Here is a 17,110-nt window from a genome sequence, read left to right as displayed (position 1 = left end):
CAAATTATTTAAAAAATTGCTGTAGACTTTTATATATGAAAAAACATTTACCACTCATCCCTCTCTTCAAACAATTTATTAGAGATAGTGAGACCGGTAAACGCCTAAAAAAGAATGGTGAGAAAATTACCAAAGGCTCTATTAGTAATTATAAATACACATTTAACAATCTTGAGCTCTTTGTTGAGACAACAGGTTTTGAACTTCGTATATGCGATGCTTCAAAGCTTAACAAACGAGAACGTCTCTCTGAGAAGAACTACTGGAAAAAATTCTATAAAAAATTTACCGAGTTTCTCTATAAAAAAGGTTGTTATGATAATTATGTAGGCGCAAATATCAAACAAATTAAAACGTTTTTTAATTACTTAAAAAGAGATAAAAACCTCAACACCGGAGACTTTCATCAACTATTCTATGTACGCAAAGAAGCTGTTGATATTCTCGTTTTATCACCTGAGCAATTAAAGTTTTTAATCCATGATGAAGCCTTTCACAATAGTTTATCACCTGCAATGAAACGCATTAAAGATGTGTTCGTTTTTGGCTGCACTACTGGCTTGAGATATTCAGATATATTTAAACTCACAAATAAAAACTTTGATGCTCAAAATGGTGATTGGTACTTAAAAGTAAAATCACAAAAAACGAAAACTTATAGTTTTATTAAGCTCCCAAACTATGCAGTAGAAATATATAAAAAATATAAATCAAAATCCACTAAAACATTACTCTTTAAAAAGGTAACTTTATTTATATTTAATCGGAGTCTTAAACATATAGGAGAACAAGCTGGTTTTATTGATGCTATTGAAATGTCAAGAGAACGTCAAGGCAAAACCAAGCAACTTAATGGTAAACAATTACGATTTTGTGATAAAATGAGCTCGCATATGATGCGAAGAACAGCCATCACTACCCTCCTCATTTTAGGAATGCCAGAACATCTAGTCAGAAAAATTAGTGGTCATAGCCACAGTAGTAGTTCGTTTAATCGTTATGTTCATTATGCTCAAGCTTATATAGACAAAGAAATTGATAAAGTACATCAGAAACTGGAAAACTATTAGTAATACCTTTAAATTATTAATTGTTTTTGAAAAGTACTGGAAAAAAAATTAATGTAAGTCCGGCCAAAACAGATGAACTTAAAGAAGTATAAAGCAATGAAGAATTATTATTTTCTTGATTTTGTGATCGAAGACTATCTATTAAATCGTTCAATTTTTTAATCTCATTAAATTTTTGGTTTAATTCATCTTGTACAGTAAAAATAGTCTTGTTCATCTCAAGCTGTTCTTTGACATAATTTCTATTTGCTTTTTGTACGAACTCTATTCTGTTCTCAGCATTTTCTAATGCTAGAGTTAATTTTCTGTTTTGTTTGTTTGATATTTCTAGTTTTGATTTGAGTTCTTCTTCCTTTGGAGATGTTTTTCCAATGTAATCATAATTGTGTTTAAATGCATGAACTAAACTAGCTATAAGTTCAGATCTTGAAATTTGCTTTTCGTTTGCGATTTGTTGCAATGCCGTTTTTTCTTCTGCAGTAGTTTTAAAACTAAGTGTGACATTTTTGTTTGTATCTATAGTGTTTTCCATAGTCATTTTAAATTTATTAGTCTAGGTATACCGATGTTATACTCTAAGTAAACGCTTGGAATACTTGAGGTATTCTTAATTATTATATTACACCTGTTATATTTATAATGTTGCAATTTAGTTGTTTAGCATAATTATATTTCAAAAGTAATATTTTTTATTTAATTATAATCCATTAATTCTTTTTTGTTATATTTGAAACATCTACTTTTTTAATTCAATTAATATAATGACCACAGAAACCATCGAAGAAATTGGCAACGCTTTATTCGAGGAAAGAAACATAAGTCCTACTCAATTAATGGTTAGTTCTAAAAACATTAATAGTTGGATACGAGGAAAATTGGTTCCCTTTGTTCCTGTACAACAAGCTCCAGATAAAAATAGTCATTTAACTGCTCCTTCTGTTTCAAGCAAAATGAGCAAACCACAGGCTAAATGGATAAGACTCAACCTTGCACAAGCTGTCTGGGTGTCAATAATCAATGAGTTATACAATTTTAAAGTCCCATTGTATAAATTGGAAGAATTAGCCTTTAGTGTATGGCAAGAGCCTAGAGAACAAAAGTTTGCTGACAAGGTCTTTGAATATCATATTAATCATAATCCCAACAATTTACCAAAGCATGAAATTGATAAGCTTAAAAGTCATTTAAAAAATGAAATGCTCATGGAGCATTATTTCAGAACCATTATCAATCCATTTACTGATATTGTTAAATCTGCTTTCTATAGAAATGAGCTTCCCCATAACTTCCTTTACGTACCAGAGACAAATCAGTACATGTTTCATTACCAGCCTTTGAATCTAACTTTAGATTTAAGTAGTATCTATTTACAAAAGCCAATGGTAAGTATACCTATTGTACCAATACTATCACGAATACTATTGCAAGAATTCGACAACAAAAAGGTTAAGGACCTAAAGTATCTCTCAAGTATAGAAAAGCAGATTAGGGATATCGTTGTATTTAAAAGACCAAAGGTTGTTGAGATTGCATTTAAAGAGGGCGACATCAAAACCATTGAGGTTACCGAGCAACATAAGAGCAGAATACAACTTGCTGAATATATTCTTAAGAATAAAATCAAGAAAGGCTCAAAGCTCCTGATCGATATTAGATCCAATGACCATTATAAGATTACCCTTATTAAAAAATAACACTAAAACAATTAAAATAAATGAATTATAATGTAGAACCCAATCAGTTCCTGAAAACAAAGCCTGATTTCAATCCAAATAAAGATGGACCAGAAATCAAGCTTATTCAAAGAGGCAAAACAAATACTGAATGACAACGGAGCTGATACATACACAGATTCTGAAATTACAGAAATCATTGCCCTGTTAGATATATTCTCCAATATCATATATCTTAACCTACCACAAAATTCTTAAAGACCATGAAAAATGTAGTCCTATATGTAAGGGTTTCCACTGATGAACAAGCCGATAAAGGGTTTTCTCTCAGAGACCAAGAACAGAAACTATTGAATTATTGCTTAATCCATAATATGAACGTAGTTTTTATTTTTCGTGATGACCATTCAGCAAAGTCTTTCAATCGTCCAGAATTTAAAAAACTCTTTAGCTTTATAAAGAAGAATACCTCCAAAGTTGATGGACTATTATTTACTAAATGGGATCGGTTTTCTAGGAATACTTCCGAGTCCTATAATAAAATAAAAGACTTTAATGAACTTGGGGTCATTGTCAATGCTATCGAACAGCCTCTAGATCTATCTATCCCTGAACAAGGTCTAATGCTCGCAGTTTATCTTTCAATGCCAGAGGTTGAGAACCATAGACGCTCACTTAATATTATTGCTGGCATGAGACGTGCTTTAAAAGAAGGTCGCTATGTAGTTTCCCCTCCAAAAGGATATTCCATGGGACGTGATAATCAAAACAAACCGATTCTAGTTCCCAATGATGACGCTAAATATATAACTGAAGCTTTTAAATTACTAAGTAAAGGACTATACAGCCAGAAAGAGGTATTAACCAAATTGAAAGCGAAAGGATTTAAAACCAGTAAGGCTGCTTTTGGACGCATCGTAAGAAATCCTTTGTATAAAGGCTCTGTACATATTAAAGCTTTTCAGGATGAACCTGAGCAAATCATTAAGGGGATACATGAACCCTTGGTCTCTGAAGCTATTTTTGACAAAGTACAGGACCTTATTAATAATAACTCAAAACAATATAGGGTTAACCATAAAAAAGTAAATACAAAGTTTCCTTTAAAAGGGTTTGTGTTATGCCCTAGTTGTCACAAACCACTTAAAGCAAGTACTTCTAAAGGCAGGACTCAATACTATTCTTACTATCACTGTTACAAACCCTGTAATACCAGATACAAAGCTGAGGATGTTGAGCTTTGGATGAATTCCTTCCTTAGCGGAATTACACTAAATAAAAATGCTCAAGAATTACTCTCTAAAATGATTGAAAATCGTTTTAAAGAGCAAACTAAATGCAAAAACCTAAGCCCAAAACATTATCAGGAAATAGAATCCTTAGAGAAAAAACTAATCAAATTACAAGATCTTTATTTGGAGGGTGATTTCAATTCTGAAGAATACCAAAATACTAAAAGACGATTAAAGAAAAGACTGAATGAACTCAAACAAATCGAGGAAACTTTTAAAAAATCAAAAGACGTTTTGAACATCTACAAAAATGGCCTTAAGAAACTTGAATCTTTTGATAAACATTTCATTGACAGCAACATAGACCTAAAAAGACAACTTTTAGGTTCGATTTTTCCTGAAAAATTCCAATTTGAAAATAATGAAGTTCGAACCGAAGATATTAATCCCATACTTCTTAAAATTGCTAGTATTAACAAGGTTTTGAAAGAAAATAAAAAAAGGGACAAACCAAAAAAAGATGATTTGTCCCACTTAGTACTGAAGACGGGACTTGAAATAGTCTATTTTACAACTTTTACAACCTCAACAAAAACAATCAAACAATCAAACAAATCAATAATTCCCAGTAATAACAAATGATTCAACTATATTTAAAATAATAGAATAAAATTGAAGTAACTAGAAATTTACCGTACAAAAATCGTACATAGCCGTACATATTAAATTTTAATGCTTATATTTGAGTGTTCAAATTTCTTATACTATGGCAACGATTAACTTTTTACTACGTTCTACAAAAGAAGTAGCACCCTTAACATTACGGTTATTATTTAGAGATACCAACGGCAAAGATTTTGTTTATAGCACAAAGACAAAGTACCGTATTGAAAAATCTTACTGGAAAAAACACAATACCAATTCTAAAGATCCTATTGTAAAAAATAAGCAAGTTGAAGTAAATAAAGAATTACAAGAAATTGAAAACTTTATTTTGGATGCTTTTAATAATGCTAAGGAAAGCGAAATAAATAAAGCCTGGTTAACTTCTCAAATGGATTTATTCTACAATCCAATTACGGATGTCAAACAAAGCGACTTACTGACAGATGCAATACAAGACATCATAAATAATGCAGATACTAGGAAAAACGCAAAAGGTGGCTTAGGTTTATCCAAAAGCAGAGTAAACTCTTATAAGTCTTTAAAAAATATCATTGTTGAATATCAAAGTAATAATAGTATCAAAGTCAAAGATGTCAATGTAAAATTTGCAAAGGATTTTTTAAGATATCTACTTGATGAAAAAGGTTATCAAAAAAGTTATGCAACTAAAAAAATAGCAGATTTAAAAACGGTTTGTTTCGATGCTGAAACAAATGGCGTTGAGGTCAGTTTCCAATTAAAGAAGATTGACAGCACTAAACCAACGAACGAAAACATAATCTATTTAAGTACTAACGAACTACAAAAAATAGAAGATGCAGATATACAGTCCGAATCATTACAAAACGTTCGCAAATGGCTCTTATTAGGATGTAACATTGGTCAACGTGGTGGAGATTTACTAAACATAAATGAATCAAACTTTGTAAACAGAAACGGCTTACAAGTAATTGAAATAAAACAACAAAAGACTGGAAAAAACGTAACTATACCAGTTCTAGAAACAACAAAGAAGATATTAGAAACTGGACTGCCTTACAAAATATCAATTCAGAAATTCAATAAGCATGTCAAGACCGTTTGCCAATTAGCAGAAATAAACGAAACTATTCAAGGTGGCGTAATTGAAGTTATCAAAAAAGGTAAAGGGAACACTCACAAAAGAAAGGTTAACGGCTATTATGAAAAATGGGAATTAATTGGCTCGCACGTGTGTCGACGTTCATTTGCTTCAAATTTATATGGAACATTACCAACACCTTTAATAATGCAAATAACGGCTCACAGTACTGAAAAAATGCTATTAAACTATATTGGAAAACAAGGTTTAGACTACGCCCAACAAATTGCAGACTTCTACAAACTCCAGGAGTTAAAAGAGAAAAAAGAACCTCAACTAACAATTATAAAGAAAGCACAATAATAAATATCAAATTTTGAAAACCGATACAACAAATAACAGAGACTTCGAGATACTTAAAACCGAGTTTGAAAAATCCAAAAAAAAGTTAATTGATTTTATTGATAGTTTAACGGATGAAGAAGTTAGACGAATAAGAAAAAACCTGAAAGGCCAAAATCGAAAATAAAGAAATATTAAATTATTCCTTTGCTCTTTTCAGTATATCTCCAAGAGTAACATCTTCACACTTTTTTTTACATCATAATTGTTTTTTGCTTTCCTTTTTTTTCGCTATTTTCAAGGACTAAAAACCAAAAATATGTATTAGTAAATTTTTCTGAAGTCTTATCGTCTAGTCTTTCTTTAATAGCATCTACACTTTTTTGAGCATCAGGATTATTTACTTTTACTTCTAGATGATTTGTACAAGAAGTAAAAACCAATAATATCAAAATGAGCATGTATCTTTTCATAATCTAACTTATTGATTTTTGACTTATGTACTGGTTTTATTAAATTTCTATTTTGTCTATTTCTTTCATTATTCTGTCCGTTTCTGAAAGAGCAACTATAATTTTTTGATAATGTAAAATATCTTCAAATTTTAATTCTATTTCTCTTCTGTCTTTCAGCCATTTTTGCGCTGGTTGATAACCACCAATATAAAACTCCCAAGCAGCAACAGGAACATTATCAAAATATTTACTTTCGTTTATCCAAATTCGACCGAGTTGCTTTTCTTGGTCTATGATTTCCCAATCTTTCTTAGCAATTTTTGTAGCAATTACATTGTGGTCATTTTCTGCATTTTCTACCATTTCATAACTTGTAATGTAATCCTCAAGTTTTGGACTTTCCAATAAATGTATTTCTCTAATTTCTTTACCAAATTTTACTAATGTCCAAAATGTTTTCTCGTCTTTAGGATATGGTATTCTTGGAAAATCTATCTTTAAAAACTCTTTATATTTTTTTCTGTAACTAGGAGAATGCAAAACTGAATAGATGTAGTCTAAAATATCTATTGGTGAAAAGGTGTTTTCCGTCTTTTCTTTTTCATTAATAAAAGTTAAGCCTATTTTTTCAGCAATTTCATTTACAATTTTTAGGTTTAGATTTGGTGTTCGTTTTTCTTCTGTGAAGACACCATCTGAAATACTTGGGTAGAGATACAAAGGAAATGTGTATGGATTAGCATTTGCGGTTTCAGTAATGTGTAAATCGTTAGGTTTGTTGGTTATAAATGCATGTTGATAATTTACAGTTTGACATTGTCTGTTTGTAATTAATGCAACATTATCCTTGAGTAGGTGTTGCATAATCTCGTAAACAGGGTAAGCAAGAAATCCTTTAGACATATTAGTGTAGTACGTCCACTTTGTATCAAATGGTCTATACTCTACTTTTTTAAAATAACTACTCTCAATACCAAAAGAAGAAATGTTATTCTTTGCAAACGAAACCTTTTGATCACGACTCTCTTTTAGAATATTGTATTTCGTCTTTATTTCATCTTCATCGAGGTTATTAAAATCAGATATAACTTTTTCAATATCTTGCTTATTATTTTTAAATGCTATTTTATCTCTTTTAGAACATATACCAACACCATTCTTTATGAACAATTTTTTGATATCGAACCCTTCATTATATTCTTCTTCAGCTGCATAGTCTTTTGGCATCATAAAATAATTAGGTGCTTTATTTTGCAGTTTTACATAATCAATCGTTTTTAAACTGTTATTCCGAAGAAAATCATATTTAAAATCTCGTTTTCCATATAATTCATAATGAAATACTGTACCTAATTCTTTAGACTTTTTCTTACCAGTTTTTATAAAAAAAGTTATTGCAACACCCTGCTTAATGTCAAATACATTTTGATCAATTGAACCATCTGGACTTATTTCTTTCTTTGTACTATTTCCATGTAAATCTAGAGTATAAATTTTATCAAATGTACTTAACAACTTCCAACGCATTCCTCTGAATGTTGGGTTGTCTAAAAAACTATGTGGATTAATAAATGCTAATATACCTTCACCATTTTTCTCTATAAAGTGTTGTCCGTATCTAATAAATTTATTCTCATCGGCATTTATCCATTTTGAGTTTCGCTCTTTTAATTTCTCTTTTCCACCTGGTTCTTTTTTATAATCATCCATTAAACTCATAATCCACCTACCTTTATTAGAACTTTCTCCACTATAAGGTGGATTTCCAATCACACACATTACTGGTGTATCACGTTTTACTACATCAGCCATAGATGCTTCTTCAGTTAGCCATTGCGCCATGAATAAATCAGGAACAGCCCCTGTTTCTTCTTCTAAAGAATTAGTTAGATAAATGTTGAGTCTATTATTTTTAGTAGGTTTATAACCTGTTTCGGTCAATAACATATCTAATTTTAAATGTGCCATAGAATAACTTGCCATTAATAACTCAAACCCGTTTAATCTAGGTATTAAATGTTCTTCCACATAACTACTCCACGCACCAGAGATTGTTTTAAAATTTTTATTGTAGATAAACTTTACCACTTCTGCTAAAAATGTTCCTGTTCCTGTTGCTGGGTCTAGTATTTGTACTTTATGTACATCTTTGATTTCTTCAACTTCTTTGAGTTTACTTCTTTTATCTGCTGTCGCTTTAGTAATATTTTTTACCTTAATTTTAGTTTTACTAGTATCTGCTAATCCTTGTGGTAACTCAAATTCGCTTTTTAAGATATCATCTACTGCACGAACTATAAAGTTCACGACTGGTTCTGGTGTGTACCAAACCCCTCTAGATTTTCTTAATTTAGGGTCATACTCCGCCAAAAACGTTTCATAAAAATGAATTATTGGGTCGTTGGTTTGTGTGCTTTTTCCAAAATTCTTTAAAAGTTGCTCAACATTTGTTGCTCTAAATACTTCAGCAAGGTTATCAACTACTGTAACAATTCTTTCGTCAATATCTGGTCCTGCTACGTAACCAAAGAGTTTTCGCAAAAAAGGATTTGATTTTGGAATTAGTTCTGCTGCTTCTTGTCTACTAAAATCATTCAAGGTCGTATCATGTAACCTTGCTGCAAACATTCCGTAGGCTAACGTTTGAGCATAAATATCTGCAAACCCTTTAGGTTTTAAATCGTGAATTAAGATTTGTTTAAATGTATCGTATTGTCCTTTTAATGAGGTGTTTTCTTGTGTCTCTTCATCAGATGCTATAGCACGTTCTAAAATATCTTGTAATAATCGTGCTTTACCAGCCATCATTTCTGCCAATTTTTTTGACGATTTGATAGTTTGCCCAATGTGAACACAAAAATTTTTGATTAAATTCTCAAACTTTGAAAAATTTTCGGGATTTGGTTTAACTGAATTATTTTCAATTTCTCCAATTTTAATTTCGTGAACTAATTCTCCGTTTTGAAAAAATTGAAACCAAATATAATCTGTAATTATTAAGTTGTCTAGTGCTTTTTTATAACGTCCAAACTGTTCTCTATAAGATTTACTGTTTAAGTCCTTTCCAATATCTTTTGCCTCTATATATCCAATAGGAATCTTTCCTTTTGTAATTACATAATCTGGGTTTCCGCAGTCCGTTACGTTTGCAGGTTCATTTGTGATTTCAATTCCTTGTACTAAATCTCTAATAAGAGTTTCTAAATCCCCTCGATATGAATGTTCTCTTGATATTCCAGATTGAAGTCTTTTGCTTACTACATTAACGTATTCTTTTATTGTCATATTCTGTTTTTAAATTATTGATCAGTTTTGACTGGAACTAAATTAACAAAAGAAACCGACCTAAACCTAAATCAGAAAAATAATACTTCTAGTTTTCAATTTTTAGTCTTAAACTTCTAATAAGTCATATTTAGTGAAATCTTCATGTTTTTATTCAATGTGCTTATTCCTTGAGGTGGGACAGTAATTCAATAACTTAATCCTCATATACATAAACACCTTCTAAATAAATTTCATGTGTAATTAGGTCTGAAACTCATTACATATAAAATCGATTGCCAAGAAAAAAGAAAACGAATTATTTTAGGGGTATGGGTTGTTTACAGGGATTGAGCATTGAATTAATTCAGGTTTTTAATGATCTATCTTTTGTGGTTATATTTTATAAACTCACTTTGTATTTAATCCTAATTAATGGGAATTTTTTATTGAGTTCTTTTTATTTGTGAAACATTAAAATGTACAAATGTACACTTTCATACTACCCTAATAATCCTTGTTCTCACTAAATCAAAAACATCAACTAAAGCACCTTTTAAATTATGCATTTCTTTAGTCGAACTTAATTCCAAAACTGGAAACTCAGGAATTTGACTATGAATATAAGTATTGAGAATATACCAAACGAATGAATGTTCATCAAAAGGTACTTGTTCAAAAATTTTTATTAAAGTATCTCGCTCTTGTTCAGTTGTTTTCATAATTCTAATTCTAATTGATTTTGATACTGCTTTACTCTATATCCAACTTGCTTAATTGGATTAGAATTATAGTATCTATTTCTTATTTGTTTTCTTAAATGACTAACTATATTAGATTCATACTTTGGCTTCTTCCCATTATTAGGAATATGTATGCTACACAAATTTCTGTACACCTCAACATTATGTTTCATTAGGTGTTTTATAGTTTTCGTTTTAATATATTTTGAACCTGGTTTTTCTCTGAATAAATCAATCCCAGTTATTGGGCAACGTTTTAAATTTGGCTGTGTGCAGTTTCCAATTATATATACGTCTGAAATTGCACTCGGTTTTTCTTTATTTAGGGGTGTGGAAATTGCACACGGTTTTAATAGTCCTCTTAGTTTATCATTAATTATTGTATAGAGATTACTATGTAAATTATTCCCTGTTTTATCTAAAAGTTTAAAATATTCCTGCTTGTATTTATTAAAAAGGTTTCTACTACCTTGTAACGCTTTAACCCATTTATAAGAATTACGATACTCATTTAGTTTTGAAAGTTCCTTAATCGTTAAATTTTGCCCATTGTTATCAATGTCAAGTATCAATACTTTTCTAAATTCCAATCTTAAAGTTTGCGCTAATGTATTAAAGGTTTCTAGCCTTAATAAATCTGAATAATTATAGATACCTAATGATTTAATGTATTTACGCTCTTTGCTTTTAATTTCAAACCTAGAATTATTAATATCCGAATAGTCAGGAAATTGCAAACCTTTAGCATAGAATTTAATTTGTTTGTATTTATTCGCCTTACCGTCTTTATTATGCTTAAAACTTATCTTACTAAATCGTAGGCTATCGCTAGAGTTAATAAACTCATTTTTTTCATGGTAGATACTATATGAAATTAAATCGGTGCAATCAATCGGACTTAAAAAATTTATACCAAACTCTATATTCAAAATGATTAATTCTTCCGCAGGAAAACCAAAAACATCTTTAATTTCTGTTAGCACCTTAATACAATTTAATACTGTAAAATCATTTGCATTATGCAGGTTATCATTAAAATAATAATGTGGTTTTATTAGAATCTCTATTTTAGTAAACACCTCATTTTTAGTGAAAAAACAAAATAGAATTTCTTTGTATGCTTTTATGTGAGTAGCCTGTCTTATTATTTGACTTTCTTGATCCAGTTTATTATTGAATTTTTGAGTTAAAGCATACTTATCTAACAAAGGGTTATTAAATAACCGATCTGCAAACTGCTCATTTTTACTCAATATTTTCAGATAATCTATTGGCATTATTTTGTATCTTCGTATTCGGTTTAAGTGTTGCCACTAGAACCATTTGAACAATTAAAAGACGGTCTTTGAACAACCGTCTTTTTTTATGTCATTTTTAAATTGTGTTTAATAATGAAGTGATGTCTTTAGTATAGAAATTACTATAAAAGTAAATTGTCAAGGCTTCTGCGCTTTCTGAAAACTTGAATAAGACTAAGTTAGTCCGATTATCGGTATCGCCTTTATAAATGAAGTTTTTACCTGTTCTAAATAATCCAGTTAAGCGAGGTTTTTTCCACCTTTTTCCCTCTCGCACTTGTAACCAATAATCTGGCATTGACTGTGCACAATTTCTATCTTTAGAGATATTAATAATATCAGTTAATTGATTAGAACCATTTAATACTTTTTCAAGTTTGTAATGTCTTGTAGTTTTGAACTTTCCAATATTATATTCCTTGAATATATGAACTATTGGCTTAGGTGTTGCCGTCCTCATTGCCTTAGTTTTTTAGTTTAACTATTGCATTCTCAACGTCTGAACGCAAATAAAAAACTCGGCCACCGATTTGATTTGCTGTTAATATGCCTTTCTTGGTCCAGTTATGAACCGTTGACAAATCAACTGAAAGCATTTTTGCAACCTCCTGTCGTCCTAGGTATTGTTTTGGTTCCTTAGGTTGAAAGTGTTTCTTTAAATCTTCTAGTTGAGATTTTACACCCTCAATAATTGCGTTTTGAAGTTGCTCCGGCGTTACTTGAATAAATTGTACTGTTTGCATCTTTTTAATGTTTTAAGATTAATTTGATACAAATCTCCAATAGGTTTAAAACCCTCGTGGATACAAAAATGTAGTATTTTGGGTATGGTCTTTTTCTAGGGTTTAATACTGTCTTTAAGAATTGAATAAAGATTAATTTTATCGATAGTCTTACAATTGTCGTATTGTTTAGTTTTATCAATAACAATCATGTATTCATTATTTAACCATTCTCTGAACTCACTATCTCCTACAGTAGGATAGATCAAATCATCTTTAATCATCATTCTGTATATAAAACTATAATCGGCGTGATCGTTTTTAACCAAATTATCTTTTAGTAATTCAAATAATTTATAACCTAAGCCAGTCGTGAAAATTCTAGGATGTGCAAATACATCATTCGCGGTTTGAAAATGATTGGTATTAATAATATTATTTTTGAGATTCGATAAATGAAAAATGTCCCTATCAAAAAAATCAGTTCCATGTTCATAATCAATGTTCGACATGGCTGTAATTATTTTTTTATATTCGCACTCTTGTTCTATTGGTGTAATTGGAGAAATAACGTCGTTTAAAACCAAATTCATAGAACACTTTTTTATAATTTCTACAATTTGATTGAGGTTACTTTTTACTTCACGTCCAATAATTTCTATATATAATTTTGGCAAATCACACTCCTTACTATAGTATTTAAATTGAACCTCATAAGCCAGATAATCTGAATATGCGAAAGCCTTAATTCTAGTTTTATCATTATCAGAATACTCTTCATTGCTAAACTTCTCTTTTAAAGGCAATAATATTTGACTGTCATTCAGCAACCAATTACAGTCTTTGAGAATACTTATTGTGCTATTTAATAGATTTTCGTCCGAAATGTATTTCAGAGTGAACGCAATTAAGAGAATTTTTTGATAGGTCGTATAAGTACTATCCTTTATAAGGCATTGAATAGTCCTAAATATATCCTGGGTACTATATTCTTTATATGATTCATCAATATTATAAGATGCCATTCAAGAGAGTTTTATAGTCATTAAAATTAATCAATCAAATTGAATGAAATCGAATAGCATTGATTTTTAATTAGTATTTTTAAACAAACGTTTTAGATTAATTAGTTCAAAAGACTATCCATTTATGACACTAGCAGAATTCAACATGTTATCCTTTAATGATAAATACAAAGCAATGGATCGAGGTGTTTTTTTATACAACTATTTAACTAATGAGGAAGCATATGAATGTTATTCATTCGATAAATTTTTTATTGAAGTTGTATATAATGAAGAAAATTCCATTATCGAATTTAGGAGTTTTGAAACTGAAAAAACTAAATCAATTTAAATATGGCTTTACATGATATAATACACACATTGTATATTAATTTTATGCCATACGTAGCAAATAGGAATAAAAAAAATATAAAGAGGAATACTCTAGTAGAAAATTACATACTCAAAAATTCGCCCTGCAGTTCTTCCCTAAATATGTCAATTTTGATAAATGGGTAAAAGAACCTAAAAAACCTTATAATATTTTACTAATTAATTACTGGTTAATAGAAGTTCCAACAAATGGCCTTAAATACACTAAACTGCTAAAAGATTACGAGCGACAATATAATAAGCATATCAACAAATGGCTCAGGGAAGAAAAGAAAAATCAAAAAAAATAGTCATAATTAAATAAATAAATGCAAATAAAGCCTATGAAAAAAGAGATGAGGAAATGAAATAAGAACTAAAATTAGTACTCATATTCATCTATTTTTTTATATTTAACTTCAAATAAATCATTTAAAATGATAAATACCGCATTTCAATTTGAAATCCGATTTACTAAAATTCTAGATTTTTCTGAAATATCAAGAAGTCTATTGGCTCCATTTGTAAAGTTAGCAAGTGATGTCAGTGTTGACAAACAAAATAGCACTGAAGAAATGACGATTTTAAAGTTTGATGAAGACAATTATCTCATAATGGTTTCTTGGGATAGATTAGTTCTCAGAGGACAGGGAGAAATAAAAACTTTTGTTAAGAAAAAGTCCTATGTAGAAATACCTTTTTTAAAAATATTAGATAGGATAAAATCAATCGAAGGATTCGGTAATATTAAGTCGTTCTTGTTTGCTACTACTTATGTGGCAAAACTTGACACAAGTTTAGATAATTTACCAAAGTTGTTTAAGAGTAAAATATTTAATGATGATTTAGAGGATATATCTTCGGAATTTTCTGATTACGCAATAGTAATGTTGGAAAAAAAAGAATCTGGTGATTTAACGGAAATTAGATTTGGTCCTTATTTGAATCCCACAGATATTATGAATAGGACTATTGTTCCATTAAATATTAATAGACTAGGTGATATTGAATTTACCGGCGTTATATTTGAGTACAAGAACTTTTTAAAATCAAACGAAATTAACTTAGATAATTTCTCGAAAGAAGAGGAAAAATCGACTAAAATATTCTCTGATCTATGCAAGAAACTGAGAAAAAAATAAAAGGTAATTTAGGGCTAGACCATAAAGTTCCGGTTTTTAGTTACGACCCTTTTAAAAGGCATAGTAACTTGATTGTTAAAGATTTATCTAAGATAACTTATTTTGAACATTCTTGGCGGAAAAATTTTAATTTTAATGCACTAAATGAACCTCGGCATGTAGAGAATTTAAGGCATTTTACTGCTTATGTCGGCCACACCATGGCGCAAGAAGAAATCACATCATCTGATAATCATTTGAAAGATTCTGCTCAGCCCACTATAACTACTACTGATTCTGATGATGATATTTTACCTAACGAAATTGAATCCTATTCAAATGCCGAAGATGCTGGTTTATTTTTAGAAAACCTCTTCAAAAATAAAGAGACTATTTTAAATGAAAATTGGGATAGTGTAGAATCAATTCAAAGTAAGGTCATAAGTTTTAATGAAGAAAGTGTTTACGTAGATTGTTTACTTGATGAAGAATTAAAGTATTTTGAAAGCCGAGTATTTCCTCGAAAATTATTTAATAATGTTACCGATCTTGACAATGATATTCCAATTTTAATGAAAATAAAAACTAAACCAGGATCATTTAGAATTGATATATATCCGGGTAAAGGCTTAGTTAATTTAGACTTATTTGATTTAAAAGACGGATGGGAAGAGCTCAAAGGAAGGGTTCAAGATAAGAAGTTAGATAAGTGGTAAGATTAATTTTTAAAGACGTTGGACAAGGTGATTCAATTATACTCGAGTGGTCAGAGGATGACACAAATAAAATTGCTATAATTGATTGTAATATTTACTCCAATTCCAATCCAGTTTTAGATCATATTAAGGTTAATAATATAATAGAAATAGAATTTATTTTATTAACACACCCCCATTTAGACCACTTTTCAGGAATGTTTGATCTTTTAGATTATTGCATAAAAAACAACATTAAGGTAAAGAGGTTTTTACATACCTCACTTGTTACACCCGATTACTTGATGATGGCAACACGCAGTAAAGAGGCTAGCAGAGAACTTCAGAAATTGTGGTTATTTTTAAACAAAATGATAGATAATAATCAAATCGAAAGGTATGTTTTAGATGATAACCCCAATATGATTATTCCTCTCGGAGAAGAATTTAAAATGGAAGTATTGGCTCCTTCTTCTATCGAAATAGATAAATACATTAGTAGTGTAAAATTTCCTTTTGACGAAGAAGGTGTTTTTGGGCATCCAAATGCTAACTGGCTGTCTACAGTATTAAGAATTTATAATGATAAAATCTCAGCATTATTAACTTCCGATTCAGAAAAAAATGTTCTTACAAGAATCGGTAACAGGAAAAGTGGGCGACTGGGATTGAATAGAATTGGCTTAGGTCAATCACCTCATCACGGATCTAAGAGAAACCATAATATTCTATTTTGGCAGTTACGAAAAAGAACGAAAGAAACACCAATAGTATTTTCAGTCGGTCCAAATTCCTATGGCCATCCAAATTCAGAAGTATTAAGATATTTTCAAAAACTTGCACATTATAAAATAGAAAGAACAGATTTGATAAATGGAATCACAAAAAAGACTTCCACTATTCAAAAAAAATCAAATAACTTGGACCTAATTAGTTCTATATATTCTACTAAACCTGAAAGAGGAGATTTGATTTTTAAACTAGAAAAAGATATCTGTGAGAAAATTTAAAAAAAACTTGTATTTTCTTTAATCGTACAAAAACCGTACAAATATAATAAAAAGAAAACCGTAACACTTTATAAATAAAGTAATTACGGTTTTTCTAAGTACTGAAGACGGGACTTGAACCCGTACGTCCTAAACGGACATTGGATTTTAAGTCCAACGTGTCTACCAATTCCACCACTTCAGCGTTTTAGTCTCGACTGACTAAATTGGTATATTTTTAAGCGTAGAGCGAAAGACGGGATTTGAACCCGCGACCCTCACCTTGGCAAGGTGATGCTCTACCCCTGAGCTACTTTCGCATTAGCAATGTATAAGAACGTTCTTTGTTATTGCGAGGGCAAATTTAAGACTTTTATCAGAAAAGCAAAGCCTTTTTAAAAAAA

At 30.0% G+C, this 17,110-nt stretch carries 17 protein-coding genes and 2 tRNA genes; 9 read left to right on the top strand and 10 right to left on the bottom strand.

All coding sequences use genetic code 11. From position 1 onward, the window contains the following. Positions 1 to 35 precede the first annotated feature (35 nt). Positions 36 to 1,070: a tyrosine-type recombinase/integrase gene (locus TD18_RS14755; protein ID WP_040254143.1), complete on the top strand. Its 1,035-nt coding sequence runs from the start codon at positions 36 to 38 to the stop codon at positions 1,068 to 1,070. 16 nt (positions 1,071 to 1,086) lie between these two features. Here the strand turns inward: TD18_RS14755 and TD18_RS14750 are convergent, their stop codons facing one another. After that, on the bottom strand, positions 1,087 to 1,602 hold the full coding sequence (locus TD18_RS14750; protein ID WP_040254141.1) for a hypothetical protein: 516 nt from the start codon (positions 1,600 to 1,602) through the stop codon (positions 1,087 to 1,089). 229 nt (positions 1,603 to 1,831) lie between these two features. Between TD18_RS14750 and TD18_RS14745 the strand changes: the two genes are divergently transcribed. The 4 genes from TD18_RS14745 (at position 1,832) to TD18_RS14735 (ending at position 6,064) form a co-directional block, all read left to right on the top strand. Continuing rightward, a complete protein-coding gene (locus TD18_RS14745) occupies positions 1,832 to 2,764 on the top strand; it encodes a hypothetical protein (RefSeq protein WP_040254140.1) in 933 nt (310 codons plus the stop codon). Between the two features lie 84 nt (positions 2,765 to 2,848). After that, a complete protein-coding gene (locus TD18_RS17235) occupies positions 2,849 to 3,001 on the top strand; it encodes a hypothetical protein (protein WP_160289472.1) in 153 nt (50 codons plus the stop codon). Between the two features lie 5 nt (positions 3,002 to 3,006). Continuing rightward, complete coding sequence (locus TD18_RS14740) at positions 3,007 to 4,617, top strand: recombinase family protein (protein WP_052461206.1); 1,611 nt, start codon at positions 3,007 to 3,009, stop codon at positions 4,615 to 4,617. A gap of 124 nt (positions 4,618 to 4,741) precedes the next feature. Beyond that, positions 4,742 to 6,064, top strand: a complete 1,323-nt coding sequence (locus tag TD18_RS14735; protein WP_040254139.1) for a tyrosine-type recombinase/integrase — start codon at positions 4,742 to 4,744, stop codon at positions 6,062 to 6,064. A 233-nt stretch (positions 6,065 to 6,297) separates the two neighbouring features. Here TD18_RS14735 and TD18_RS14730 read toward each other — a convergent pair whose 3' ends face one another. From TD18_RS14730 to TD18_RS14705, 7 genes are all read right to left on the bottom strand, one after another. Continuing rightward, complete coding sequence (locus tag TD18_RS14730; RefSeq protein ID WP_040254137.1) at positions 6,298 to 6,516, bottom strand: hypothetical protein; 219 nt, start codon at positions 6,514 to 6,516, stop codon at positions 6,298 to 6,300. A 39-nt stretch (positions 6,517 to 6,555) separates the two neighbouring features. Then, the gene (locus TD18_RS14725; RefSeq protein ID WP_040254136.1) at positions 6,556 to 9,783 is read right to left on the bottom strand and encodes a type ISP restriction/modification enzyme; all 3,228 of its coding nucleotides are present in this window, start codon (positions 9,781 to 9,783) and stop codon (positions 6,556 to 6,558) included. Positions 9,784 to 10,259: 476 nt separating this feature from the next. Then, complete coding sequence (locus TD18_RS14720; protein WP_040254134.1) at positions 10,260 to 10,484, bottom strand: hypothetical protein; 225 nt, start codon at positions 10,482 to 10,484, stop codon at positions 10,260 to 10,262. Beyond that, positions 10,481 to 11,782, bottom strand: a complete 1,302-nt coding sequence (locus tag TD18_RS16830) for a hypothetical protein (RefSeq protein ID WP_052461205.1) — start codon at positions 11,780 to 11,782, stop codon at positions 10,481 to 10,483. Before TD18_RS16830 ends, TD18_RS14720 begins: the two co-directional genes overlap by 4 nt. 97 nt (positions 11,783 to 11,879) lie before the next feature. Continuing rightward, positions 11,880 to 12,263 carry a hypothetical protein gene (locus tag TD18_RS14715; protein ID WP_040254132.1) on the bottom strand — a complete coding sequence of 128 codons (384 nt, stop codon included), beginning with the start codon at positions 12,261 to 12,263 and terminating at the stop codon, positions 11,880 to 11,882. A 4-nt stretch (positions 12,264 to 12,267) separates the two neighbouring features. Next, positions 12,268 to 12,546 carry a helix-turn-helix domain-containing protein gene (locus TD18_RS14710; protein WP_040254129.1) on the bottom strand — a complete coding sequence of 93 codons (279 nt, stop codon included), beginning with the start codon at positions 12,544 to 12,546 and terminating at the stop codon, positions 12,268 to 12,270. A gap of 95 nt (positions 12,547 to 12,641) precedes the next feature. Beyond that, positions 12,642 to 13,550 carry a hypothetical protein gene (locus TD18_RS14705; RefSeq protein WP_040254127.1) on the bottom strand — a complete coding sequence of 303 codons (909 nt, stop codon included), beginning with the start codon at positions 13,548 to 13,550 and terminating at the stop codon, positions 12,642 to 12,644. 124 nt (positions 13,551 to 13,674) lie between these two features. Between TD18_RS14705 and TD18_RS14700 the strand changes: the two genes are divergently transcribed. From TD18_RS14700 to TD18_RS14685, 4 genes are all read left to right on the top strand, one after another. Continuing rightward, on the top strand, positions 13,675 to 13,881 hold the full coding sequence (locus tag TD18_RS14700; RefSeq protein ID WP_040254125.1) for a hypothetical protein: 207 nt from the start codon (positions 13,675 to 13,677) through the stop codon (positions 13,879 to 13,881). Between the two features lie 457 nt (positions 13,882 to 14,338). Further along, positions 14,339 to 15,043: a hypothetical protein gene (locus tag TD18_RS14695; protein ID WP_040254123.1), complete on the top strand. Its 705-nt coding sequence runs from the start codon at positions 14,339 to 14,341 to the stop codon at positions 15,041 to 15,043. Further along, positions 15,019 to 15,738, top strand: coding sequence for a hypothetical protein (locus tag TD18_RS14690; RefSeq protein ID WP_040254121.1), 720 nt, complete (start codon positions 15,019 to 15,021; stop codon positions 15,736 to 15,738). The genes TD18_RS14695 and TD18_RS14690 overlap by 25 nt, the downstream gene beginning before the upstream one ends. Beyond that, positions 15,732 to 16,727, top strand: a complete 996-nt coding sequence (locus tag TD18_RS14685) for a ComEC/Rec2 family competence protein (protein WP_040254119.1) — start codon at positions 15,732 to 15,734, stop codon at positions 16,725 to 16,727. Before TD18_RS14690 ends, TD18_RS14685 begins: the two co-directional genes overlap by 7 nt. 99 nt (positions 16,728 to 16,826) lie before the next feature. Here TD18_RS14685 and TD18_RS14680 read toward each other — a convergent pair. Together TD18_RS14680 and TD18_RS14675 are read right to left on the bottom strand one after the other, a co-directional pair. Beyond that, a tRNA-Leu gene (locus tag TD18_RS14680) sits at positions 16,827 to 16,911 on the bottom strand. Between the two features lie 43 nt (positions 16,912 to 16,954). After that, positions 16,955 to 17,026: transfer RNA gene (locus tag TD18_RS14675), tRNA-Gly, on the bottom strand. Positions 17,027 to 17,110 lie beyond the last annotated feature (84 nt).

The sequence above is a fragment of the Psychroserpens mesophilus genome (genome assembly GCF_000826645.1).
GTDB lineage: Bacteria > Bacteroidota > Bacteroidia > Flavobacteriales > Flavobacteriaceae > Psychroserpens > Psychroserpens mesophilus.
The sequence above is the reverse complement of the archived record's forward strand: the minus strand, read 5'-3'. Positions and strand labels throughout refer to the sequence as shown.